Here is a 24227-nt window from a genome sequence, read left to right as displayed (position 1 = left end):
ACTGGATTACCCTCATGGATCTTTTCGACCTCTCGGGCGACATCGCTTTCGTAACCGGCGCTGGCAGCGGGATTGGCCAGCAGATTGCCATCGGTCTTGCAGAAGCAGGGGCCTCGGTGGCCTGTTTCGACCTGCCCGGTTCACGCAAGGGACTCGATGAAACCGCTGACCGTATTCGCGAGCTCAAGCGCTCTGTTGTGATCTGCACGGGCGACGCCACGGATGAGGTGAGCCTCGCAGATGCGATTGCCGCCACCCAGACCGGGCTGGGCCTGCTTTCTGTCGCCGTCAATGCTGCAGGCATCGCCAATGCGGCCCCGGCGGAGGAAATGAGCCGCGATCAGTGGCAGCGTGTGCTCGATATCAACACCACTGGCGTGTTTCTCTCGTCTCAGGCTGAGGGTCGCGCCATGCTCGCCAATGGCCGCGGGTCGATCGTCAACATCGCCTCGATGTCGGGCTTGATCGTCAATCGTGGGCTCATGCAGGCGCATTACAACGCCTCGAAAGCTGCCGTGATCCATCTCAGCAAGAGCCTGGCCATGGAATGGGCCACGCGTGGCGTGCGCGTGAACACCATCAGCCCCGGCTATACAGCCACCCCCATGAATACCCGCCCCGAATGGGCCGAGCGCGTGAAAGTGTTCGAAAACGACACTCCCATGAACCGCATCGCCCTGCCGCGCGAAATGGTCGGACCGGCTATTTTCCTTTCTTCCCGCGCTGCGTCTTTCTGCACGGGCGTCGATCTGCTGGTCGATGGTGGCTTCTGCTGCTGGTAAGGCCCGACAGAGGGATGACCTGACTTCTGCAAAGGGGCATTGGCCCCTTTGATACCGTTTTTCAGGAGGTCAGGCGCTCTATCGGCAACTCCAGCGTGTGCTTGATTTCCGAAAGCGCCACCATCGAATTGACCTCCTGAATGCCGGGCACGCTTGCCAGTCTTTTCAGGAAGAACTGCTCATAGGATTCGATATCGCGCGTTACGATGCGCAGAATGAAATCCGTCGACCCCAGAAGCACATAACAATCCTGCACCTCGGGAAAATCGCGTATCGCTTCCTCGAAAGCGGCGAGATTGCCGCGCGCATGTGCCGTCAGCTTGACCAGCGCATAGAGCTGGGCGTTTAGCCCGATCTTGCGCCGATCAACCAGATAGACCTGTTTTTGCAGAATGCCTGCATCTTTCAGACGCTGGATCCGCCGCCAGCAGGGCGCCTGGGAAAGACCAACCAGATCGGCCAGATCGGCTGTGGAACGCGAGGCATCCTGTTGCAGCAGAACCAGCAGGCGCCGGTCGATAGCATCAAGTTCTTCAAGCAATTTTTATGCTCCATTATGCCATTAATGAGAATGGATTTTTCATTTTAATACCTTTCATACATTGAAAAACGCAATTTTTATCAGAATTGCGCGTGATATCGTCTGGTCATCCGATCGCTGCCTTTTCGGCTGGCGAGCTGATTTTCGCGTCTTTCCCCAGGATCGAGATCCATGACAGCAAGCCTTGCCGCAACCAGCACGCTCAACGCCCGCAGCGGCGCCGATATCCTGCTGGAAATCCTTGCCAGCGAGAAAGTGGAATATATTTTCGGCAATCCCGGCACGACTGAGCTGCCCTTGATGGACAGCCTTCTGCGCAAGCCCGATATCCGCTATATTCTGGCGCTTCAGGAAGCCAGCGCCGTCGCCATGGCCGATGGGTATGCACAATCATCAGGACGCCCCGGCTTTCTCAACCTGCATACGGCGGGCGGCCTGGGCCATGGCATGGGCAATCTGCTCAACGCTCATGTGTCACAAACGCCACTCGTCGTAACCGCTGGGCAACAGGATCTGCGGCACGCCGTCACCGATCCGCTGCTTTTCGGCGATCTGCTCAAAATTGCGGAACCTGCCGTGAAATGGGGCAAGGAAGTCGCCTCGGTCGATCAGCTCCCGACCCTCGTGCGACGCGCCTTTCACGATGCCGACGCTGCACCGTCCGGCCCGGTCTTCCTTTCCTTGCCGATGGATATCATGGAAGAGATGAGCACGGTCGGCAGCGGCGCCCCCTCACACATCAATCGCGCTTCGACCGCCGGCGGCCTGTCCGAACTGGCGCACGCACTCTCTGCCATCGCGCCGGGACGCCTGGCTTTGATTGCCGGTGACGAAATCCATGCCAGCAAAGCGGCATCAGAAGCCGTTGCCGTGGCAGAAATTCTCGGCGCTCCAGTCTATGGCTCCTCCTGGCCGTCTCGCGTGCCTTTCCCCACCGCGCATCCGCTCTGGCGCGGCAATCTGCCAACCACGGCGCGAGGCATTGCCAAGATTTTGTCGGATTACGATGCCATTTTTGCCATTGGTGGCAAATCGCTCATCACCATTCTTTATACAGAAGGCTCTGCCGTGCCTGAAGGCTGCGCGGTGTATCAGCTTTCTTCCGATATGACAGATCTGGGGCGCACCTATCCCACCCTTCTTTCAAGCTGTGGCGCACTCAAACCCTCACTTGCCGCGCTACTGCTTCTCCTCTCAGCAGCAACTGCCGAGAATACCTCTCGCTACACTGCGCTCAGAAACGTCGCCCAGACCAGAAGACAGGAAGAACGCCGCGCTCTGCATGCCCGGGCCGATGCAGGCTTCGATGCCGAACGCATTCCTCCCGTTCTTGCCGCCCGCGAGGCAATACGTGCCATTGGGCCGCATACCCCAATCGTCGATGAGGCCATTGCCACATCAGGTTTTGTGCGCAGTTTTCTCGATAGCGATGACCCCACCCAATATTCCTTCCTGCGCGGGGGCGCTCTTGGCTGGGGCATGCCCGCCGCGATAGGCTGCTCGCTCGGCCTCAAGCGCGAGCCGGTCGTGTGTCTGGTTGGCGATGGCGCAGCGCTTTACTCGCCGCAAGCGCTCTGGACCGCCGCCCATGAGAAACTGCCAGTTACCTTCGTCGTGATGAATAATTGCGAATATAACGTGCTCAAGAACTTCATGCGTGGTCAGGAAAATTACACTGCCGCCCAGACCGGGCGCTTCATCGCGATGGATCTCGTCAATCCGACCATCGACTATCAGGCTCTTGCTACCTCGATGGGTGTCCCGGCTCGTCGCTTGACTCGTGCGCGGGATATCGCCCCTGCCATCGAGGCCGGGATCGCGAGTGGACACGCCAATCTGATCGAGATCATGATCGGGCGGTAAGGCTTCATTCAGGGCACCGCTCCGAACCCCAGAAAAGCGTAGAAGCCCCCAAGACTCCCGCTTTCAGAGAGTGAGGTGGAAAAACTGGTTGAACGCGCTCGCCTGATAGGTGCTGAAAGGCGGCCCACTGATAAAGCCGTGCTTGCGATAAAGTGCGATGGCTGAATCGAAGGCCGATGCGGTGCCAGTTTCCAGACTGAGTCGTTTCAACCCGCGCTCCCGCGCAGTGGCGATCATGATCGCGAGAATCGCGGCCGCAGCACCTTGCCGCAAAAAATCGGGGTGTGTGCGCATGGACTTCACCTCGCCCGCACCCGCATCCAGCGTTTTGAGGGCACCGATCGCTGCAATACGCCCATCGATCTGCGCCGACCAGACCGTCACTTCAGGCTTCTGCAACCCGGAAAGATCGAGCGCAAAACGACTGGCAATAGGTGAATTCTCGGCCATGCCTACCAGATGGAGCGCCAGTAAAGCCCGTGTTTCGTCACCCGAAAGATCATCAACCTGAACTTCGATCACCTAATGATGTCCCCATCTTCCAATACCTTGCGCGAGTCGAGGCGGCCCCCTCAATCTCGCTCTCGACACACCTAGCGTGCCACGACATGATCGAAGGATGAAAGGGCCAGCCTGTGACTTCTCCCCTGGACGTATTGAGCGAAGCGGAAATTTTTCTGGCCGGTCAGTTACTGGAGGACGGAAGGCAGTTTCTCGATCATTCCGGCTCGATACTGTATTCTTCCGTTACGACCCTCGCCCCAGGCCCAGTCTATTTTCTGGGACTTAATCCCGGAGGCAGCCCACAGAACAACGCGGAACGGACATTGCGTCACTCACTCGCTGAAATACGTAATGGCAGAAATGCCTTCTGTGACGACATCTGGGGTGACTGGCCCGGGCAATACGAACGTGGCATGGCGCCTTTACAGCGCCGGGTCAGAGGCATTTTCGGAAAGTTAGGTCTTGATACGAGGTCAGTCCCGGCTACTAATCTGGTATTTACGCGATCCAGGAACATCCGCGCGCATAGTGGTTTCAGACACGCCATCAGCCGTTGCAAGCCCACTCATGAACGCTTCATCCAGGCCGTGCAGCCCCGTCTAATACTGACCCACGGCTGTTGCGACTTTTTCAAGGAAGCTTTCGACGTCAGGATACGGGATGAACGAGAGGCGCATCATGCAAGATGGAAAGCACGCATCGGGACCTGTCGCGTCAATGACACGGAAATCGGCTTTGCCAATCTTCCGCATCTTTCTCTCTGGGCCAGCAATGCCCCGACCGAGCAGGGGTCGCAGCGCAGAGCCGTGATCGATTGGGTTCGCAAGGAATTTCTGGCGTAATGGCGGTCTGCCTGAATTACGCTGCTACACATGCCCGCATGGTATGAATCCAAATTTCCATAATATTTCCGTCATCACCGGAGGAAATGCGACAGGAAAAGTTCTCTTTCGTTCTAGGAAAATCGTTCTCTACCATGAATTATTCATGGAAGGTTTTTGTAGGTCCCATGAAGATTTCATGACACGCCTCTCGGCGCTATTCAGCGTCGAGTCATCATGGCCTTATCGACGCCTCACATCCCGCTTTCAGGATATGTCGATGCGCTTTCGTTCTGCCTTGCCCCTGACCCTTCTTGCCACGTTGCTGGCCTCCGCCCATGCCGAAACGATGGACGACACGGTCCAGCTTAATCAGATACAGGTCATAGGCACGCATAATAGCTACAGGCGCGATATATCGCCCGCCACCTTGAAATGGCTGACCAAGCTCTCTCCCCAGGCGGCTGTCGCGCTCGACTATCGTCACGACACGCTGACGGCGCAGCTCGATCACGGGGTGCGACAGCTCGAAATCGACATCTACGCCGATAGCGAGGGGGGGCGTTATGCCCATCCCAAAGGCCCGGAATGGGAGCGCAAGGCCGGTATTACCCCCGATCGCGACCCGACACCGCCGCAGGCGATGCAGGGTAACGATTTCAAGGTCATGCATATCGTCGATATCGATCAGCGGTCGAACTGCCAGCCGCTCCGGGTCTGTCTGGCCGAAATCAAGGCGTGGTCGGATGCGCATCCTGATCATGTGCCAGTCTTTATCGACCTCGAAACCAAGCAGGAAATTCCCTTCGGCGGTGGCAAGCTCGATTTCACTACGCCCGAAGTCTTCACCCCCGCCACCTATGACAGACTCGATGCCGAGCTGGTCTCGGTTTTCGGACGCGACGGAATCGTCACCCCCGATCAGGTACGCGGCTCTGCCGGAACACTCGACAGGGCCGTGCATGAACATGGCTGGCCCAGTCTCGCCCAGACGCGCGGAAAGATTGTCTTCCTGTTCGACCGCCCTCATGACACCGCACGCTACACGCAAGGCCACCCTGCCCTGCGCAACCGTATCGTTTTTACCAATGCGAAGCCTGGTGACCCGGATTGCGCGTTCACCGAAATCAATGAGGGCTTTATCGGTGCCAAGGGCAATGGCAGCGAGGCTGTTGATAATGCTGCTGCCGCCCGCATCATCCCCGATCTTGTGAAACAGGGCTATCTCGTGCGTACCCGCGCCGATGCCAATACGATCGAGGCGCGCAGGAACGATCTCACGCGTCGCGATGTCGCTTTCTCCTCGGGCGCGCATCTGATCAGCACGGATTATCCGGGCTTCGAACCGGCGCCATGGCATGGTTACGCGGTAAGATTCGGCCCCGGACTGGTCGCGCGCTGTAACCCGGTGAACGCACCGCAAACCTGCCGGGACGCGGGTCTTGAGCCTTCCAGACCCTGATTGCCCCTTTCCCGCCTCGGCTTCACCCTTGAGTCCAGCGGTGAAGCCGACAAGAAAAATGAAAAAAAACCGCTGCCCCCTGTTGCCAAAAGAAATCGGGACTGGTAGTTCCCCGTTCACCGAAGACGAGGACGTTACGGCCTCCTCCGATACGGTTGCTGAAGCTGAAAAGTTTCATGCGGGTGTAGCTCAGTTGGTTAGAGCGCCGGCCTGTCACGCCGGAGGTCGCGGGTTCGAGCCCCGTCACTCGCGCCATTCTTTCTCAAAAATTGATCGAGAAATCAGGCGCGCTTTCGTCTTCGAAGGCGGTTTTCGTGTATCTGCAATTTGCCGAAGCAAAAAGCAGATACAGCCTGGCCATGAGTCCCTATGCGGCGCTCAGGCTGCCAGATAGGTATCAAGAACCGCATCTGTAGGGCCGTCCATACGGATCTCGCCATTCTCGAGCCAGATCAGGCGCGTGCACCAGCGACGGATGATCTCGGGCTGATGAGACGACATGACCAGCGTGTCCGAATCCTGCACGAGGCTCTCGATACGCTTCTTGGCTTTCTCCATGAAGGTGATGTCACCTGCCATGAACCACTCATCCATCAGCAGCACATCGGGCGTGATCGCCGTCGCCAGACCGAAGGCGAGGCGTACCAGCATACCGCTGCTGTAGGTCTTGACCGGTAATGACAGGAAATCACCCAGCTCGGCAAATTCGACGACGTTTTGCAGAATAACGCCTGTCGCCGGCCGCCCTAAGCCGTAAGAAAGGCAGCGCAGGCGCACATTCTCCAGGCCGGTGAGCTCCATATTCATACCGAGCTGCGTGTCGAGCAGGGTACCGATAGACCCTGTTATGCGCACGCGCCCTGATACGGGCTCGTAGATACCCGCCAGAGCCCGCAGAAGGGTGGTTTTCCCAGCCCCGTTGCCACCGATCAGACCAAGACGCTCCCCCTTGCCCAGCGTGAAACTGATATCTCTCAGCACATCGACTGTCACACGATGCCGCGCATCCTGCACCAAAGCACTCCCTGCCCCCTGGCGGGTATGATTGGCGACCGCCTGGGCCATGGAACGCTTCAACGTGCGATTTTCGGAATGATAAACCGGAAACTGGAGGCACAGACGGTCAACGAAAACTCTGCTCATGATCAGACCCAGTAAGCGATACGTGCACGGAAGCGGGCGAAAAACGATGCCGCAGCCAGGATCAGGATGGCGCTATGGGCCAGTGCGGCCTCCCAGATGACAGGAGACAGGCTTTCACCCAGCAGAGGCGCACGAACAATGGCGAGCAGTGGGTAGAACGGGTCGAGCAGCAACCAGCCAGCAAGGGACCCGACCAGCTCCGGTCGCCAGATAACCGGTGTGATGAAGAAAAAAACCTGGAGTAACGAGACAACGATTGGCGGGATATCGCGAAACCGCGCACCCAGAAGACCGAGGCAAAGCATGATGGCAAAGCTGTCGATGCTCCAAAGCGCCAGGGCAGGCACAACCAGCCAGATCTTGTGGGGCATAACGTGAAAGATCAGAAACACGACAAGCACGACGGCTGCGTTATGCGCAAGGACGAGGAAATTACGAACGATAACTTGCAGCGCAAAAACACTGAATGGGGTCCGGGCAGATTGTATGAGCCCGGAAGCCTGCGAGAAGACTGTCGTGCTCTCAGTGATCAGGGTTGAAATATAAGTCCAGAGGACCAGAGACAGGGCAAGAAACGGCAGATAGTTCCCGAGAACGATTCCGAACAGCTCAGCATACAGAAAGCCCAGGGCCGCCACCATGACCGCCGTACTGATCGTCAGCCAGAATGGGCCGAGAATCGATCCGCGATAACGCATCTTGATATCGAGCCAGCCCAAAGTCATGGCGAGAGGCATGAGACGCATTCCCTGGCGCAGATCGGCGAATGCCGCCCGGTAGCGTCCCCATCCCGAAAGCGGGTACAGATCGAGCGCTGTTTCCCTATCGCCTGCCCTTGGGTGCGTCGTGTTCATGCTTCTCGCTCTTTGCTTGACCCAGAGCAGAAGCTCTAGCCTTTCAGACGCACCGCTCCAAGGGTCAGTCTCCTCCCTTCCCTCTTCCCGGTCTGAAAATTATCATCGGCGATAGCGAAGATGGATCGCTGCCCCAGCCTAGTCTATGATTACAGGGCAAAGATCGAGGCCCTCCCGCAGAAATGACAAGTGCCGATTACTTCATGATCTGTTTTGTTTTCGCGGGCTATGCGATCGGCCCGCTTCTGGCGGGTTTTCTCGTACGCCGGATCTATAAATCGGATCTGTTCAATTCGTCTGACGAATAGGGCGCTCACCACGGGTGAGCGTGGCGAGGCACGCGCCTAGAACGACAAAGAGAGGCCCTGCCTGGCAACGATGAAGCGAAAGCCTTCTGTATTCCCTTCCTGAAGCTGGGTTTCGATGAGAGCTTCCGCTGAAGCACCGCGAGTAAACACGGGCTTGATATGAGCAACGAGCACCGGAAAACCCTTCATGGGCACACCGGCCTCAGCCTCCAATGCCGCAAGCTCGCGCAACAGCCAGGCCGGGGTGAGATGACCGTAGAGTTGAGAATCGCGCCTGCTGTTGTCATAAGAACACTCAATGACAAGCCCCCGAAGTTCGTGCGCGCGGATCAGCGGCGCGACGGCTTTCCAGAGCGCGGCCAACCTGCCTCCTTTTTCCAGAGGATCTGGCCCCGTATCGCCTAGGTAAAGCAGCGCATCGTACCCTGAGCGCAACAGGAAGGCCGTCGATTCCACGCCGCCATGGCTGAGCGGAAAAGCAGTGACACTCAGCCCTGTCCCCATGAGAGGCGTGGTCCGGTCCGGGATCAGATCATGATAATGAAACAGACCCAGAGCAGGCTTTACCCCGCGATCGGCCAGATTGGGCCAGACACGGTGATTGAAGAGATCGTCCTGCATCACCGACAAAACCGAAGGTAACGCATAGATGGGTTTTCCCGGATCGTCCGGCGATACAGCCAGCAGCCCTGCCACATGGTCAAGATGCGCGTGGCTGAGCAGATAGCCCTGAATGACGTGATGGATCAGCAGCCCGGTGCGCGAGGATTTCGGATCGTTTGGTAGGGCGAGTTGATCGAAATCATGCGCCGCGTCGGCTTGTTCGAGACCATTCATCACCGTACCGGCATCCAGCAGCACGCCAACATCCGCCCCCTGCTCGCGCACGAGATACGCACTCAGATTACCGTCTTCGAGCCCGCCATGCGCGCCGAGCACGGTCACCTCGAAGCCCCTGGCCTCGGCGGGTCCGGCGGGAAAGAACAGGACAGTCAGAAGCCCACCGATGAGAGCGACTTCTCTGAAATTGACACGCATGGGTCTCTCTCCTCGCCTCGCTATCGTTGAGGTCGCGGACGAGCAGGTATCGGCATCGTCTGGCTGAGGCAAGATGAGGACACAATGGAAAAAATCCGGCACACCTCACGGTCAGAACAGGGAATAAAGCAAAGACCGGCTTGCGACTGCATTGTGCTTGTTACATCATCGTTGCATTTCAGAATGACAGCCCCGAAAACCGTGGAAAGAATCGTGGTATGCCCATGAAAAATGCTGAGTCAGCTCGACATAGGCAATCGATTGCATGCTCTGTTCTTCTGCTCGGCATAACTCTACTGACCGGCTGCGATGCACCCGTAAAAGACGGCACCTGCACCATTGGCACGATCGGACGACTGCCGCTCTATTCGTCCCATAACGTGCCGGTCGTGCGTGCCACGATCAACAAGCATCCTGTTCTTTTCGAGGTCGATACCGGTGCTTTCAATAGCGTTCTGAGCGAACAATATGCGGACAAGCTCGATCTGAACTACTCGGAAGGCATGGTCCGGGCCATCGGCGTCAAAGGCACCGAGTTCCAGCGTGTCGTGCAGGTGGACCATATCGGGCTGGGCGGCGCCACCAACACAAACCATGCCTTCACCATGACCTCCCAACTTTTTCATCCCACCAAGCCCCCTCTGCCGCCGCTTGTGGGCCTCATGGGCGCCGAAATCCTGCTGGCAACCGACCTCGTGATCGATATGCCGCATCATCAGATGCAGTTGCTCGATATGAAGCGCTGCCCTTATCCGGCACCGCTCTGGAAAGGCGCGATGCATACCGTGCCGATCGACCGCAATCTCGACGACATGAAGCTGCATGTGCATTTCGCGCTCGATGGGGGCGAACCCATACGCGCCGTTTTCGACACGGGTGCCTCGCGCACCGTTATACCGCTGCGCATGGCCCGCAAGCTTGGTGTCACTGATGCCATGCTGAAAAATGATCGCTCCACGACCGATGTGCAGGCCGTGGGCGACGACAAGGTTACGGCCTATCATCACCGTTTCAGGACACTGACGCTCGGCGATTTCACGATCCATAATCCTGAAGTGATCATCATGGATAATGACACGCTCGATTATGCCCTGTTCGGCGCCGATTTCCTGCGCCATCACCGTGTCTGGATCACGACCGAGAACACGATGTACGTGCAGCATATTTCCGAGATACCGCGCGACGAAAATCAAGTACCGCCATCATCCGCAGCATCGGAAACAGGCGCCAAATAACGCCTGCGGCGAAAAAGACCCATTTTTCACTTGCATCGGGCGCCCGGCTCGCCGACATGCGAGGCATGCCATACGCCGTAAAGGAACTCTTCGCGACACTTCAGGGAGAAGGCGCTCATACCGGGCGCGCCTCCGTGTTCTGTCGCTTTGCCGGATGCAATCTCTGGTCGGGCCGTGAGGAAGATCGTCACAAAGCCGCCTGCCAGTTCTGCGATACCGATTTCATCGGTACAGATGGCGAGGGCGGCGGGCGTTTCGCCACCGCAGAAGATCTCGCCCAGGCACTCGTGACCTGCTGGGACAACGTATCCGGCGATCCGGAGCGACGCTATGTCGTTTTTACCGGGGGTGAGCCTCTGTTGCAGATCGATGAGACGCTTGTTGCGGCAGTGCACAAGGCTGGCTTCGAAATCGCCATCGAGAGCAACGGCACGATCAAGGCGCCTGAGGGCATCGACTGGATCTGCATCAGCCCCAAACCGTCCAGCACTCTGGTGCAGCGCTCCGGGCAGGAACTCAAACTGGTCTTTCCGCAGGAAACTCTCACGCCCGATCTCTTCGAGGACTGGGATTTCGCGCATTTCTGGCTGCAACCGATGGATGGCCCCGAGCGTGTCGAGAACACGCAAAAAGCCGTTGCCTATTGCCTGAAACACCCGCGCTGGCGCCTGTCGCTGCAAACCCACAAGCTGATCGGGATTCCCTGATGCTCTCTGACGATAAGGCGATCGTTCTTTTTTCCGGCGGTCAGGACTCCGCGACTTGTCTGGCCTGGGCGCTCGATCGTTTTGCCCGTGTCGAGACGCTCGGCTTTGCCTATGGCCAGCGCCATGTCGTCGAACTGGAATGCCGTGACACACTGCGCGCGACCATGATCGACGCCCGACCGGAATGGCGCGACAGGCTGGGCGAAGACCATACGCTCGATCTCTCCGTTCTCGGGCAGATTTCCGAAACCGCGCTCACGCGCGAAGCCGCCATCGAGATGAACGAAAACGGCCTACCCTCGACTTTCGTGCCGGGCCGCAACCTGCTCTTTCTGAGCTTCGCCGCCACCTTGGCCGTCAGACGCAATGCCCGCCATATCGTGACCGGCGTGTGCGAGACCGATTATTCCGGCTATCCCGATTGCCGTGACGACACCATCAAGGCGCTGCAGGTGGCGCTGAATCTCGGCATGGAAACGCGCTTCGTGCTGCACACGCCGCTCATGTGGCTGGACAAGGCCGCAACCTGGCGCCTGGCTGAGACTCTGGGCGGCAAGGAAGTGGTCGCGACGATCAATCGGGACAGCCATAGCTGCTATCTGGGCGACCGCACGCATCGGCACGACTGGGGCTATGGTTGCGGCACCTGCCCCGCCTGCGAATTGCGTGAAAAGGGATGGTCGAGTTATGTCAGCGCTTGAACTGAGCTTTACCCGTCGGTTCAGCATGGGGCATCGCCTGATTACAGGCAGTTCCGAACGCTGCGCCATACCGCACGGGCATAACGAGTTCGTCACCGTAACACTACAGGCGCGCGAACCTGCCCGACTAGACGGCGCGCGCAACATGGTCGTGCCCTTCGCCGAGGCAAAGGCGCGCTGGCACGATTTCATTGACACGCGTCTGGACCACGCTTTTCAGATATCCTCTTCGGACCCGCTGCTAGGCTGGTTTCTCGCTAACGAGCCTGCGCGTGTTGACCGTCTGGTCGTCACCCCCGGTGACCCGACCACGGAGTTGATGGCCGCCCTGCTTTACGCCAAGCTTGAGGCTTTCCTTCGCGCTGAGGGCGATGTGCTTTGCTGCACCAGCCTCACATTGGAAGAAACGCCTACCAACACGGTCAAACTGACTGGCGCTCCCGATGCCTATCTGCCACTCATGGATGGCGAGACCGCAGATTACTGGTGGCACCGTGCCGACCCAACGATTTCCGACGTGACAGCCTTGCTCTGATTCGAACGGGCGGCACCGGGGCGTGTTTCACCAGAGGCGCGTCCATCAATGCGTCTGTGACCATTCCTGGCCGAGCAACTGAACATGGACGCGAAAATCTCCATGATCATCCGTCTTGACGTCTCTCGGGCTTTGAGGGGCTGCCCTGACCTCGGTGTCGCGAGCGGGAACATCATTCTGGGGGGAAGTCGAATTCTTGCTCATGGCCTTCTCCTTTATTGCAGGACATCAAAGGAACATGGCGTCAATCTGGCATCGTTATGAAAGAATGAGGCGCATGACGGCAGCGGCGTTCCCTCGTGATGAAACGTGCTTCTTCATGAAAAGTTCAGACCACATCTTATCGAATAACGGGCTTTTCTTGTAACAGCCATTTTCCTTCAAGAAACGGGCAAATCAAGACTCCTCTTGTGCTCAGGAACCGGAATCCATCGACTCGATGCGCCTGCGTGTTATTGATCTCGAAACCTCGGGAAATCATCCTCTCTCTTCTGAAGTGATCGAGTTCGGTTCGGTCGATCTGATCCTGATCGACGGCGAGTGGCAGATCGAGCCCCCGCGAACCCAGCTCTTTCGGCCCTCGGCGCCACTCACACCCGAGACCCAGGCGGTTCATCACTTGATGGAAGAGGATTTTGCTGCCGATCTGCCCCATGCAACGCCCGACGCCCTGGCCACGCTCGTTCAGCGCGCGCCCTGCCCCGATATGCTGGCAGCGCATCATATCGCGTTCGAGCGTCACTTCCTGACGGATTCCATAACGGGCGGGCTGCCCTGGCTATGCACATTGCGAATCGGTCAGAAACTCTGGCCGGATGCGCCACGCCACACAAACCAGATCCTGCGCTACTGGCTGAAACTCGACCTTGATCGCGAACGCGCCGCCCCCGCTCACAGGGCCGGGCCAGATGCCTATGTGACCGCGCATATCCTGCAACGCCAGCTCGCCCTTGCCCCACCGGAAGAGCTTTTCAGACTGACCCAGGCCAGACATGTGCGCCGTGGCGCTGCCCTGCGCTCAGGCAAAGACCTGAACCGACAGGAGCAGCTTTTTCCCTGATCTTACAGGCCCACACCTCGCTTCTCGAAACCCCTCGCGCTAATCAGCAGGCTATGCGCTCATAGACCGCGGTCGCCTTTATCTTGATGCCCAGAACACCAGGAGCCCCGGTCCGACGCCTGCCGAGCGGCAGTCGTGCGTCGCCCTTGGTCCATCGTGTCGTCACTCCCTCAATGCCGTTCCATCCATCGAGCGTATCATCGCTGAGATGCGTGTCGAGCTGCGTCATCCCGTGGCTGTCCCAGAGATGAATATCGCCGATCAACACCCCCAGAGCGCGCCGGTCATCGACGAACGGGCCTTCCGCTTCTGACGGACGCGCGGCCCGGGAACGGATACGCACCTCATTCCACTCGGTAGGCACATGGAAGATGACCATATCGTCCACACTGCGCAATGGGCGGATAATCTGGCCTTCTTCCGAAACAAGATGCAGATCAGGATCCTGGCAGTCCGGTGCCTGCGATGCGACGGCACGCGCCGGAATATCGTTGCCCCGATGGCGCGGCATCGTTTCTGAAAGAGCATTCCCCCGCTCTGCCAGAGCGCGATGAAGGGGCTCCACAAAATCACGCTCTACGCGCAGCGGCGCCACGCGACTTTGCGGGGTTTCGCAATGAGGGAGCATCCTAGATGCCTCATCTGGCCTCAAGCCATGTCTCTCGCCACCATCGAGCAATGTCTCGGTTGCCATGTTGTTGGACCAGACGATCGCATGATCTTCGGTTTTGAAGTGATAGATCATGAAACGCGTCTGGCTGCGGTCATAGTCGATGCTGGTACCGTTGACCAACATGCGCGCTGGAACGAGCGCCCCGTCGAGAAAAATACAGTGTTCCGAGGTCACGCAGAGATCGCGATCGGGCGAGTGCGGACCTATCGAGCCGGTTTTGAACCTTACTGGATATCCTGCCTGATCGTCGCTTCTGGACGAATCAGCGATAATTTCTGCCGACCCAATCCAGGTAATGCGCTTGCTTGCTCCAGCCTCACCCATTGCAGTCGAAACAAGGTCACCGACAGAAAGCGTCTCGACCAGACGCTCTCCGAATGGCGTACCGATCATTGTTCCGGCAAGAAAACACTTGTCGTACACCACCATGGTGCTGCCATCGCCATCGGATTCGAGATGGAAATCGCTTTTCCTGTAAGAGCCGTTGAGCGGGGTCGACCAGGTCGATCCGTCGCTGTAGGTGACCGTAAGTACACCGTTGCTGAACGAGATAGAGCCGCCTGGCCTGTAGGCGAGCCCTTCGATATCAATGGCTCCGCGCCATCCGACGCTGACGTCACGCAGCACGGCGCCGGGCGTGACAATCAGCTTCCCCCCCTTGTCATCACTCGACCGCGCAGCGCCTATTTGCAAATTCGATACTGTTGCCCCCGAAGCGAGGATCATTGAGCCCCCAGCGGAGACAATTGCACCCTGAACGGTTGCTCCGGCCTGCACATCCTGCGTGCCACCGGCGAGAACAGTCGCACCGCTCACGACACCGCCGGACTGGACCGTCTCGGAGCCGCCCGATGCAATCGTAGCCCCACTGACAGTGCCACCTGCCGAAACGATCGACGCGGCTCTGGCCAGAACAATCTGATTGAATAACAGACCGCCGCAGCCAACCACTGCCGTCCCGCCACTGCCGACGGTGACGGTCGAGGCCCGACCGCCCTGACCTACGAAAACCGTTCCGCCTGCGGACACGACAGAGCTCGAAACAGAACCACCATTGATCAACTGCACACCGGCGCTGAAAATGCCGTTCAGCGCCAGTGCTCCTGAGGAAACGATCTGGGTCCCGCCGAAAAAACTTCCGCTATCGGTACCGCCGCTCGCGAGTTGCTCGGTCGACCCGACATCGAAAGTCCCACCGGAAATGACGCCGGACCCCGAAAAGCTCTGCCCTTTGACCGTAAAGCCACCACCCACAATGGCCTGACCGTCGCTCATCACATGGGGCGCAATCGCGCGGGCGGGAGTGCCCTGATAATTGGCAAGATTACCGACCGCCAGACCGGCGCGTGCAGTGATGGTCGGACTAATGACGACGCCCTGATTCAGAGCTGCAAACGACCCGCTCTCAAGTGCCGTGCCACCGACAGTCGTGCCATTGGCAGCAGCCGCCACCACGCCACCGGACATGGCGGTGGCACCGGAGATGATTCCCCCCGATGCAAGATCGACGGCAGGCGCGTTCGTCCCTCCATTGAATCCGTAGACGAGATCACCCGATGTCACACGACCGGGGCCAACGTAATTGGTCGATCCATAGGAGATGGTGGCGCTACGCCTTTGGAAGAAGAGAGACAATACCACCCCAATACTTTTCTAAGAGATTTTTTATTGGAATTTACTTATCGGACAAAAATGTTGCCCGACACCACGTAGACACGCAATCGTGATACGACATTGTATCTCAATGTGACAAGCCCGAAAAACCTAGGAAACACGCCAGAAATTTATTTATTTTTCGAAAAAAGCGCGTTTCATAGGGCATTCCGTTCAGAGCCATAGGAAAATCGAATATACGACTATTTTTTAAGCTATATTGTTTTAAAGAAATAAGAACGTTTTTTTATATGTTAATTTTTGTAAAAAATAGTTTTTCGTCGTCAAATATTGATTTTTATTTTGTTTTTTACTTTAATATTTTTCAGCCATTCCAGCGACTGCTACGAGCATGCGACGCCTGATAAGACCGCTAACCGGTCGGATGACGGACCAATAAACGGCCATCTTGCGGCGTGTCGTAACGTCAGGGCATGAAATCTGGGTTCGGGTCTCGAGGCTGGTGAGATTTTCAGCAAGACGAGTCGTTTCGAATGACAGCAGGAGGCGGGCAGACATGCCCTGCGCCGCCCAGAAGCGTGAGCCTTGCGCCTCGTCACGGTTGAGCCCGTAATCCCAGCGCCAGAATGAGCCGGCCAGACCAAAACTGACGTTACTATCGCCGTTACGGCCAAGAGGGGTGAAACTCTCCATACTGAAGCGATGGGCCAAGTGTCCCTTGATCAGCCTTACCGGCAAGTCACGCACGCCCAGACAGAAACGGATCAAGGGGTCAGTTTCGCTTTTGAACGTCTCTACCGCATCAAGACAGGCGCGTGGCGAGGCAGAGATGTTTCTTGAATGGCGCTCCTGAAAATGTACCGGCGTAAAGAGAGACGTCTCTGTCATTGATTTCACGACCTTTTCAAAAAACGGCCTACTCGTCATGATGCAAACAGGCCTATGAGGCCCGTTGAGCAAACCGATACCGAACCGACCATAACAGCTTCGTCAAAGGGCCGCTTCATGCCCCGTCTTTCATGCAAACTTGCAATCGTCACAGGCGCCGCGCGGGGCATAGGGCTCGCCATCGCCCGTCATTTTCGCGATGAGGGCTGCGAGGTCGTTCTGACCGATATCGACACTGAAAATGGCCAGCATGAAGCTGACGCGCTTTCCTTCCGCTTCATTTCGCTCGATGTGCGTTCCGAAAACGACTGGGCGACACTCGCAACGCTCTGCCCTTCTCCCGATATCGTCGTCAATAATGCCGGGATTACCGGTTTCGAGAATGGGCTTGTGGCTCATGACCCCGAACATGCCACCCTTGCCGACTGGCACGCGGTGCATCGTACCAATCTGGACGGCACGTTTCTCGGCTGCCGCTACGCCCTGCATGGCATGAAAACGCGTGGCACCGGGGCGATCATCAATATCTCTTCGCGCTCCGGGCTCGTCGGCATACCCGGCGCGGCTGCCTATGCGTCGTCCAAGGCAGCCATACGCAATCATACCAAGAGCGTCGCTCTTTATGCGGCCCAGAAGGGCTGGGCCATACGCTGCAACTCGGTTCACCCGGCTGCCATTCTCACGCCCATGTGGGAAGCCATGCTCGGCAACGGGCCAGAGCGAGAAGCACGCATGAAAGACCTCGTGGCCGACACGCCTCTCAAACGCTTCGGTACGGTCGATGAGGTTGCCGCGATTTGCGTCATGCTGGCCTCTGATGAGGCGACCTACATTACCGGCTCCGAATTCTCGATCGATGGCGGATTGCTGGCAGGTTCCGCCGCCCAGCCGGGTTAGGATGCGGCCCTCTGGCAGGCGTTCAAAATGTCCAGACCATGTCACAGGAGAACCAGAACATGGTCGTGTCTCCGTTCCGCACGATCGGGTCGCTCGCTGGCGCTTCACGATTGAACGGCCTTGTTCCGTTCAGGCTGCGATCGACCCGGATCTCGGGCCGCAGAACGAAGCGCCCAAGCGGCAGATGGCGATTTATGAATTCGGGCTCGTAATGCAGGCCGAGTGTCAGATCGCCGTAAGTCGTGGGCGGTGCCGCATAAAACGGATAAGGCTGATTACGTAATTGCTTGCCGAAAGAAGTCGTACCCGGATAGGCAGCAATCATGACGCCGGTATTGTCGCGAAAGACCTCACCGCGCAGATTGAGCTGCACCGAGGGGCTGAGCGACCAGGCGAGATAGGCCGTGCTGCCGTAGAGATCGTCATCGGGAATTTCATCGTGCAGCCAGGTGCTGGCGAAAGTGAAAACCAGCACCTTACTGGCATGATAAGTCAGCAGCAGGTCGGCGTTGTACTGCATGCGGTGCACGGCCTGATCTCCTATGCCGGCGCTGGTCCAGCCTTCGGGAGAGATGCGCGGGTCGCCGTCATGGCCCTGCGGCCCGGCACGCCCGATCAGATGCCCGTCGAGCCGTCCATCCATCAGATGGCTGAAGGAAATACCGAGATAACCCTTAGGCCGGTTATTATTGCCGCTCTGCCCGAAAGTAGTGGAATTGCCCGCGTCGATCCCGACAAGGCCATCGACATGGGCACCGATATGCGCCGTTGCGATAATCCCGACTGTCTGGAACGGCACGATGAAATCGGAGCTGTAATTATAGCTGTAAAATGGGCGCGAAAGCGCCACCGGGCCTTCCGACCCCATCAACCCGTAGGACTGACCGATCTGGAAATCGATCCCCCGGCTGAAAATCCAGGGTGTATGCAGGTCGATATGCGCCTGTGTCGGCGCCCATTGATACATCCCGCTCAACGCCCTGTCGCCCATGCCGACGGTCACATCGAAACGGGAGTCGGAGCCGTACATCGCTTCCGCCGTGAAACCGATCTCGAACCCGCCCCCTATTGCCGCACTATCATGCGAGACGGAGGCCAGTAACTGGTTAAGGGTGGCTGTGTTTGCGCGATCTAGAAAGAACTGTCCGAAATTGCGCCCCGATTTCGTCCAGGGATTGGCGGCGATACCGCCTTCGACGGTCATATGCGCCCTGATACCGCTCCAGTAGCCTTCGGTCACGGGGGGAGACACTGGCGCGGCAGGGCGCACCCGCGTTGCCTTGCGCCGTGCGACACTGCCTGCACGAGGCTCATCGGATGGCTGGGGCGTCTGGCTCTGGATCGCTGCCGTCGTCACGGCATGGGCTCGCTCGGCGCCTTGCACGGCTGAGACCGACAGACAGCCGAGCAGCGTGGCCAACAGGGCTGAGCCCTTCCCGATCATCGTCTTGCCTCCTCAACCCTCGTTCTTCCAAAGGGCAATCCCCCTGGCCGGGCGGCACTCTGGACCGGGCCAAGACTCACATTCACGTGATTTAGTGTTGCGACCCGGCTTTTCTCAGGCGCTAAGCGCGGCGGCGCTGGGTGGGCTAAGCCGACAAAACCGATTAGACAAGCCGGGCCAGCCCTCTTGCAACAGACTGGATCTCCCGTGCGTTTCATCGAAACATTCGACCTCCACTCCTTCACGGATTCGAGCATCAGCCTGCTCGCCGCCTTCGTTTTCGGCACGCTGATCGGGGCTGAAAGGCAATATCGACAACGCACGGCGGGGGTGCGCACCAATGCGCTCGTCGCCTTGGGCGGGGCGGCCTTCGTCGATCTGGCGCAGCGCATTGCGGGCGACGTCGAATCGCTGCGCGTCATTGCCTATGTGGTGTCGGGCATCGGCTTTCTGGGGGCAGGTGCCATCATCAAGGAAGGCGCCACAGTACGCGGCATGAACACGGCCGCGACGCTCTGGTGTTCGGCGGCAGTGGGGGCCTGCGTCGGCAGCGACATGCTGGCCGAAGGGTTTCTGCTGACCTTTTTCATCATCGCGGGCAACACGCTGCTGCGGCCGATCGTACGGGCCATTGACCGCATTCCGCTTCAGGCGAAATCCATGGAGGCAGGTTACGCGCTGCGCGTCGTAACCTGTCGCCAATCGGTGGGAGAAATGACCGCCCTGCTCAAGGAACAGCTGGAAGAGGCCGATTATACGATCGGCAAGCTCTCTCTGAGCGAAGAGGAAAACGAACAGGCCGCTATCAATGTCAGCCTCATGGTCTCATCGAATGGACCCGCCACACTCGAGGCTCTGATTTCGACCCTAATGCAGGATAGCCGCGTGGTCGCGGCATCGCTCTCACTCAACGCCGATACCTGAAACCCTGCGGGCCGGTCCCTGCAGCCGCTGCCCTGCTTCAGGGGGCTGGCGCCGCGGGCAAGGCAATTTTGACCAGCAGCCAGGGCCCCTGCTCCTTGTTTACCCCGCCATGAAAGGCGGGCTGGCGCGACCATTGGCCGATCGTGGCGTAGAGCGTGTTATCGCTATAGGCCAGACCGTCGGGCGCAATCAGCCTCGGATCATGTGCAATGACCGAGATCCGGCCATCGGGAGCACGGGCCAGAATGCCATGACGCTCGATATCGGTCAGGAACAGACGCCCATCGGGTGCCGTGGCCATGCCATCGCCCATACCCGCCTCGCCCTCATCCTTCACGCTGAATTCGATTTCGGTCTCGCTGGCCTTGGGGTCGGCCAGCACGGCAGTCGGTGCCGAATAGAGTTCGCGGCTGGTCAGAGGCTGCCAGAACAGGGTCTGCTGATCGGCGCTCAGCCCGATACCATTCGCCCCTGCCTGCGCCATGGTCGGGTGTTCCGGGTCGTAGCGCGAGGCCTTGCCATCGAGCACGGCCAAAAACCCATGCCGTGGCATAACCGGCTCTGTATCGGCCAGAAGGCGACGCTGCGTGCCGGTGGCAATATCGACCACTATGAGCGCCGGATGCACGGTAAGCGAGGAATCGGTGATGAAGGCGGTGCCCCGATCGCCATGGGTCAGGTCGATACGCAGATCGTTCGGATGGCTGTCCGAGCGCAACGCGGGAGCCGTAAGGGGAATCTCCTCAATGATGCGCGCTGCTGCCGGGTCGATATGAATCAGCCTTGCCGCACCTGGTACCGTGCCCTTATCGGCAAGGATGCCTTCATCGAGCACCCAGAGCTGACCGCTCGCATCGACGGTCATGCCCAGCGGCGAGATAAAACGCCCCTGGCTCTCCTGATCGGGAAATGGGGTGAGTTTGCCATGGTCGAACAAGGCAAGCCTCGGCCCGTCATGATCGTGCAGGCTGCGCGGAAACCCCAGCACCAGCCGGTGATCGGAAAGGATGGCGATGCCGGAAGGCTGCGCCTCGTGAAAACGCCCGATAATCTCGACATTGCCAGAAGGCGCATAGCCCTGGTCGACACTATCGCCCTCTTCAGGCGCGGGAATACTGTCATCCGCCCGCGACGACATGGGGGAGCAAACTGCAAGTGCCGCCGATATCATCAGGGCATAAAGAGCCAGGCGCGTTTTCATATTCCCTCTTCCTGTCTGTCATGAAAGAGATCGGGGCCTGCGCGTCAAGCCACAGCGGCGTGAGGCTCAGCCCTTCAGCAAGGACATGATCTCGGCACGTAACGCCGCATCACGCTGCCAGGTGCCACGCACAACGGTCGTCACCGTGCGACTGCCCACATTACGGATGCCGCGCATGGCCATGCACATATGCTCGGCCTCGACCAGAACCATGACGGCCTTGGGTTCCAGCACCTCGATGATGGAGGCGGCAATCTGATCCGTCAGGCGTTCCTGAAGCTGCGGACGACGCGCCAGCACATTGACCGTGCGCGCAATCTTGCTGAGCCCGGTCAGACGGCCGCCTTCCGGCAGATAGGCCACATGCGCCTTGCCGAAGAACGGCAGCAGATGATGTTCGCACATCGAATGAAAACCGATATCGCGCACGATGACAGCGCCTTCATGCTGATCGGCCAGAAACTGCTTGTGCAGATGCTCGCGCGGGTCTTCATGCAGACCACCCAGCACGTCGAGATACATACGCGCCACGCGGCCCGGCGTCTCGAACAGCCCTTCACGGTCGGGGTCTTCACCCAGCGCCTGAAGGATTTCACGCACCGCGCCGGCGATGCGCGTTTCGGCATCTTCGGGTTTCGCTATCGGTGCGATGGGGCGTTCCCCACCCTGCCCCTTGTGGCGGGCGGCATCCAGCGCCACGAGATCGGCAGTCGGTTTGGTCATTTCTGGTCCTCGGCAATGCAAGACGGGTCTTCCGCGCAGGGGACAACGTCATCAGCCTCGCGGGGGAGCCTGTCCAACATGTCCGAAACGGAAAGTCCACTGATTTTCTGTTCCGATGCGATTTCTGCAAGAGGAACGAGTACGAAAGCCCGCTGCGCGATGCCTGGATGCGGCAGGGTGAGCACAGCGTTGGTCATGGCCTGCGTGCCCAGATAGAGCAGATCGACATCCATCGCTCTCTGCCCCCAACGGATCGAGGGTACGCGGCCGAGGCGGGTCTCGATCTCCTTGCATACGCGCAAGAGCGCCATGGCATCGAGACTGGTCTGCGCCGTGACGCAGAGATTATGGAAATCCGGCTGCTCCACCCCGCCCCAGGGAGCGGTACGATAGAGGCTCGAAACGGCTTCGATTTCCAGCCCCGGCGTCAGGCCGAGCCAGGTTACGGCGAGGTCCAGGGCGCTTTTGCGATCGCCCATATTGCAGCCAAGCGAGAACCCGACCGGCAGGAGACGCTCCTTGCTCGTTTCGACACTGACCATATCGAAAGGATGGGCGATGGGGGCGCCGGGTTTGCTGACACGCACCATGAGGCGCGCAATGGTCGGAAAATGGGCCAGAAGATCCTGCGCGATACGATCGGCCAGCGTTTCGATCAGACGCACCGGCTCGCCTGCGGCAAGCGCCACCACCCTGTCGCAGAGCCCGGCATAACAGACCGCGAAACGGTAGTCGTCGTCCCTTGTGGCAAGCGCGGTATCGACCGTGACCACCAGATCGATCAGGAATTTCTGCCCGAGCCGCGTCTCCTCAGGTAGTACGCCGTGCCGACCGAAAACATGAATCCCGTCGAGACGGATAATCGACTGGGTCATGACGGTATGGACCTCTCTTTTTTCGGGACGGACGTGCCGAGCAGCGCGGCGATCCGAACCGCATCGACATGAGGTGCCACGTCATGAACGCGGAGAACGCCAGCCCCCTGCGACATGCCGCAGAGATTGGCGGCCAGCGTCCCCGCGAGACGCTCTTCCACCGCCCGACCGAGAAGACGGCCGAAAAGCGATTTGCGCGACAGGCCCAGCAGAACCGGCACGCCATATTCCTCGCGCAAAGCCCCGATCAGACGAATGCTTTCGAGATTTTGCGGGTCTGTCTTGCCGAAGCCCACACCGGGATCGAGCACGATATGCTCGCGCCTGACGCCAGCACGCTCAGCCTGAGCCAGGATGGCGTCGAAACAGCGCCGGAAATCATCATGCAGATCGAGACCCGGATCAACCGTTTCGCGATTATGCATCAGCACGGCCACAGCGCCCGTTTCGGCCATGACAGACGCCATGGCAGGATCGCGCTGCATTCCCCAGACGTCATTGATCATGACCGCCCCGGCCCGCACGGCCTCGCGCGCAACGCTGGCTTTATAGGTATCGATCGAAAGAAAGGCGGGGCCATCGCTCAGAGCCAGAATGACCGGGCGCGTGCGGGCAATTTCCTCAGAGGCGGGCACGAACTCGGCACCGGGCCGTGTGGACTCCCCTCCGATATCGATCAGTGCCGCGCCCTCGGCCACAAGGCCGCGCGCATGGGCAATGGCCTGATCGGGCACGTCATGCCGCCCGCCATCGGAGAATGAGTCAGGCGTGGCATTGACGATGCCCATGATCAGCGGAGCATGAGTCTCATGTGCGCCCTGTATCGCAGTGACGAGCGCGTCGCGCCTGCCCTGCCATTGAGCCCTCTGCACCGCGGGACCGACCGCTTCCATAACATCCATTCAAGTCGGGACTAAGAGAACCCCGCTCATAAAGTATGGGAGCAGACAGGTCCAGAAAAACGAACCGCACCCTGCCACCGCTGTTTCAACCGACAAGAAGGAGACGCATCATGGCCAACGACCAGTTCGACACCCCCCTTTTCGATGGTGAGGACAACAAGCATCAGGGCGCTCGCGCCCTTGCCGAGGCGGCGCTGCGCGCGGAAGAGGAGGGCGATCAGGAGAAGGCAGAGCAGCTTTTCCGTCAGGCAGAAGCTGCCGATCCGTCAGCTCTGGAGAGCGTTCTGCTCGAACGCCGCAGCGACCATCCCGGCTTCAGCCCGCAGCCTGCCTCGAAAGATGAGGAAGTCGCCGCCATGAGCCGCACGATGACCCCGGAGCGCCACAGCCCGCCCCCGGAAGCAATCGACGAAAATTACTGATATCAAAGAGAGAACGCGGGGCTAAGCTCCGCGAAACCGCTCCCTGACAAACAGGTTTCCAAAGGGCGACCGCCCTTTGGCGGGGCCGGGGCAGAGCCCCGTTCTCCCCA

The 24227-nt window shown here is 58.9% G+C and carries 26 protein-coding genes and 1 tRNA gene; 14 read left to right on the top strand and 13 right to left on the bottom strand.

The genetic code is table 11. The features are described from left to right. The first annotated feature begins 14 nt into the window (after positions 1–14). Entirely contained in the window at positions 15–782 is a 768-nt protein-coding gene (locus ABHV46_RS10240) for an SDR family oxidoreductase (protein ID WP_438381363.1), read from the top strand. A gap of 61 nt (positions 783–843) precedes the next feature. On the opposite strand, the gene ABHV46_RS10235 is transcribed toward ABHV46_RS10240, so the two are convergent. Next, positions 844–1323, bottom strand: a complete 480-nt coding sequence (locus ABHV46_RS10235) for an Lrp/AsnC family transcriptional regulator (RefSeq protein WP_438381362.1) — start codon at positions 1321–1323, stop codon at positions 844–846. A 171-nt stretch (positions 1324–1494) separates the two neighbouring features. On the opposite strand from ABHV46_RS10235, the gene ABHV46_RS10230 reads away from it, so the two are divergent. Continuing rightward, a complete protein-coding gene (locus tag ABHV46_RS10230; RefSeq protein ID WP_438381361.1) occupies positions 1495–3186 on the top strand; it encodes a thiamine pyrophosphate-binding protein in 1692 nt (563 codons plus the stop codon). A gap of 63 nt (positions 3187–3249) precedes the next feature. Here the strand turns inward: ABHV46_RS10230 and ABHV46_RS10225 are convergent, their stop codons facing one another. Beyond that, complete coding sequence (locus ABHV46_RS10225) at positions 3250–3708, bottom strand: GNAT family N-acetyltransferase (protein WP_438381360.1); 459 nt, start codon at positions 3706–3708, stop codon at positions 3250–3252. Between the two features lie 113 nt (positions 3709–3821). Here ABHV46_RS10225 and ABHV46_RS10220 point away from each other — a divergent pair, with 113 nt between their 5' ends. The 3 genes from ABHV46_RS10220 (at position 3822) to ABHV46_RS10210 (ending at position 6228) form a co-directional block, all read left to right on the top strand. Continuing rightward, a complete protein-coding gene (locus ABHV46_RS10220) occupies positions 3822–4532 on the top strand; it encodes a hypothetical protein (protein WP_438381359.1) in 711 nt (236 codons plus the stop codon). A gap of 259 nt (positions 4533–4791) precedes the next feature. Continuing rightward, positions 4792–5973 (top strand): phosphatidylinositol-specific phospholipase C1-like protein, encoded by a 1182-nt coding sequence (locus ABHV46_RS10215; protein ID WP_438381358.1) that lies wholly within the window; start codon positions 4792–4794, stop codon positions 5971–5973. A gap of 178 nt (positions 5974–6151) precedes the next feature. Then, a tRNA-Asp gene (locus tag ABHV46_RS10210) sits at positions 6152–6228 on the top strand. Between the two features lie 123 nt (positions 6229–6351). Here ABHV46_RS10210 and ABHV46_RS10205 read toward each other — a convergent pair. Both ABHV46_RS10205 and ABHV46_RS10200 read right to left on the bottom strand, forming a co-directional pair. Beyond that, positions 6352–7116, bottom strand: a complete 765-nt coding sequence (locus tag ABHV46_RS10205) for an ABC transporter ATP-binding protein (RefSeq protein ID WP_438381357.1) — start codon at positions 7114–7116, stop codon at positions 6352–6354. Positions 7117–7118: 2 nt separating this feature from the next. Further along, positions 7119–7970, bottom strand: coding sequence for an ABC transporter permease (locus tag ABHV46_RS10200; RefSeq protein WP_438381356.1), 852 nt, complete (start codon positions 7968–7970; stop codon positions 7119–7121). Between the two features lie 182 nt (positions 7971–8152). Here ABHV46_RS10200 and ABHV46_RS10195 point away from each other — a divergent pair, with 182 nt between their 5' ends. Then, positions 8153–8278, top strand: a complete 126-nt coding sequence (locus ABHV46_RS10195; protein WP_336945888.1) for a hypothetical protein — start codon at positions 8153–8155, stop codon at positions 8276–8278. A gap of 36 nt (positions 8279–8314) precedes the next feature. Here ABHV46_RS10195 and ABHV46_RS10190 read toward each other — a convergent pair whose 3' ends face one another. After that, complete coding sequence (locus ABHV46_RS10190) at positions 8315–9316, bottom strand: MBL fold metallo-hydrolase (RefSeq protein ID WP_438381355.1); 1002 nt, start codon at positions 9314–9316, stop codon at positions 8315–8317. A gap of 218 nt (positions 9317–9534) precedes the next feature. Here ABHV46_RS10190 and ABHV46_RS10185 point away from each other — a divergent pair, with 218 nt between their 5' ends. The 4 genes from ABHV46_RS10185 (at position 9535) to ABHV46_RS10170 (ending at position 12494) form a co-directional block, all read left to right on the top strand. Next, on the top strand, positions 9535–10551 hold the full coding sequence (locus ABHV46_RS10185) for an aspartyl protease family protein (protein ID WP_438381354.1): 1017 nt from the start codon (positions 9535–9537) through the stop codon (positions 10549–10551). Positions 10552–10616: 65 nt separating this feature from the next. After that, the gene (gene queE / locus ABHV46_RS10180) at positions 10617–11258 is read left to right on the top strand and encodes a 7-carboxy-7-deazaguanine synthase (protein WP_438384358.1); all 642 of its coding nucleotides are present in this window, start codon (positions 10617–10619) and stop codon (positions 11256–11258) included. Continuing rightward, positions 11258–11959 (top strand): 7-cyano-7-deazaguanine synthase QueC, encoded by a 702-nt coding sequence (queC, locus tag ABHV46_RS10175; RefSeq protein WP_438381353.1) that lies wholly within the window; start codon positions 11258–11260, stop codon positions 11957–11959. The genes queE and queC overlap by 1 nt, the downstream gene beginning before the upstream one ends. Next, positions 11946–12494, top strand: a complete 549-nt coding sequence (locus ABHV46_RS10170; protein WP_438381352.1) for a 6-pyruvoyl trahydropterin synthase family protein — start codon at positions 11946–11948, stop codon at positions 12492–12494. The genes queC and ABHV46_RS10170 overlap by 14 nt, the downstream gene beginning before the upstream one ends. A gap of 45 nt (positions 12495–12539) precedes the next feature. Here the strand turns inward: ABHV46_RS10170 and ABHV46_RS10165 are convergent, their stop codons facing one another. Then, complete coding sequence (locus tag ABHV46_RS10165; RefSeq protein WP_336945882.1) at positions 12540–12698, bottom strand: hypothetical protein; 159 nt, start codon at positions 12696–12698, stop codon at positions 12540–12542. A gap of 235 nt (positions 12699–12933) precedes the next feature. On the opposite strand from ABHV46_RS10165, the gene ABHV46_RS10160 reads away from it, so the two are divergent. Next, positions 12934–13554, top strand: a complete 621-nt coding sequence (locus tag ABHV46_RS10160) for a hypothetical protein (RefSeq protein ID WP_438381351.1) — start codon at positions 12934–12936, stop codon at positions 13552–13554. 43 nt (positions 13555–13597) lie between these two features. Here the strand turns inward: ABHV46_RS10160 and ABHV46_RS10155 are convergent, their stop codons facing one another. Beyond that, entirely contained in the window at positions 13598–15862 is a 2265-nt protein-coding gene (locus ABHV46_RS10155; protein ID WP_438381350.1) for a Hint domain-containing protein, read from the bottom strand. A 333-nt stretch (positions 15863–16195) separates the two neighbouring features. Beyond that, a complete protein-coding gene (locus ABHV46_RS10150; protein ID WP_438381349.1) occupies positions 16196–16729 on the bottom strand; it encodes a hypothetical protein in 534 nt (177 codons plus the stop codon). 117 nt (positions 16730–16846) lie between these two features. On the opposite strand from ABHV46_RS10150, the gene ABHV46_RS10145 reads away from it, so the two are divergent. After that, entirely contained in the window at positions 16847–17626 is a 780-nt protein-coding gene (locus tag ABHV46_RS10145; RefSeq protein WP_438381348.1) for an SDR family oxidoreductase, read from the top strand. A gap of 22 nt (positions 17627–17648) precedes the next feature. Here ABHV46_RS10145 and ABHV46_RS10140 read toward each other — a convergent pair whose 3' ends face one another. Then, positions 17649–19070, bottom strand: coding sequence for an outer membrane beta-barrel protein (locus tag ABHV46_RS10140; protein WP_438381347.1), 1422 nt, complete (start codon positions 19068–19070; stop codon positions 17649–17651). A gap of 207 nt (positions 19071–19277) precedes the next feature. On the opposite strand from ABHV46_RS10140, the gene ABHV46_RS10135 reads away from it, so the two are divergent. Beyond that, the gene (locus ABHV46_RS10135; protein WP_336945876.1) at positions 19278–19994 is read left to right on the top strand and encodes an MgtC/SapB family protein; all 717 of its coding nucleotides are present in this window, start codon (positions 19278–19280) and stop codon (positions 19992–19994) included. A gap of 37 nt (positions 19995–20031) precedes the next feature. Here the strand turns inward: ABHV46_RS10135 and ABHV46_RS10130 are convergent, their stop codons facing one another. The 4 genes from ABHV46_RS10130 to folP form a co-directional block, all read right to left on the bottom strand. Next, positions 20032–21195: an L-dopachrome tautomerase-related protein gene (locus ABHV46_RS10130; protein ID WP_438381346.1), complete on the bottom strand. Its 1164-nt coding sequence runs from the start codon at positions 21193–21195 to the stop codon at positions 20032–20034. Between the two features lie 66 nt (positions 21196–21261). After that, positions 21262–21918 (bottom strand): GTP cyclohydrolase I FolE, encoded by a 657-nt coding sequence (gene folE, locus ABHV46_RS10125; protein WP_188425601.1) that lies wholly within the window; start codon positions 21916–21918, stop codon positions 21262–21264. Beyond that, positions 21915–22793, bottom strand: coding sequence for a 2-amino-4-hydroxy-6-hydroxymethyldihydropteridine diphosphokinase (gene folK, locus ABHV46_RS10120; protein ID WP_438381345.1), 879 nt, complete (start codon positions 22791–22793; stop codon positions 21915–21917). The genes folE and folK overlap by 4 nt, the downstream gene beginning before the upstream one ends. Beyond that, positions 22790–23686 carry a dihydropteroate synthase gene (gene folP / locus ABHV46_RS10115; protein ID WP_438381344.1) on the bottom strand — a complete coding sequence of 299 codons (897 nt, stop codon included), beginning with the start codon at positions 23684–23686 and terminating at the stop codon, positions 22790–22792. The genes folK and folP overlap by 4 nt, the downstream gene beginning before the upstream one ends. A 119-nt stretch (positions 23687–23805) precedes the next feature. Between folP and ABHV46_RS10110 the strand changes: the two genes are divergently transcribed. After that, a complete protein-coding gene (locus ABHV46_RS10110; RefSeq protein ID WP_438381343.1) occupies positions 23806–24117 on the top strand; it encodes a hypothetical protein in 312 nt (103 codons plus the stop codon). The last annotated feature ends 110 nt before the right edge of the window (positions 24118–24227 follow it).

The organism is Asaia sp. BMEF1, assembly GCF_051628905.1.
In the GTDB taxonomy this organism is placed as follows: Bacteria; Pseudomonadota; Alphaproteobacteria; order Acetobacterales; family Acetobacteraceae; genus Asaia.
Note: the sequence above shows the minus strand (reverse complement) of the source record. Positions and strands in the feature narration are given on the sequence as shown.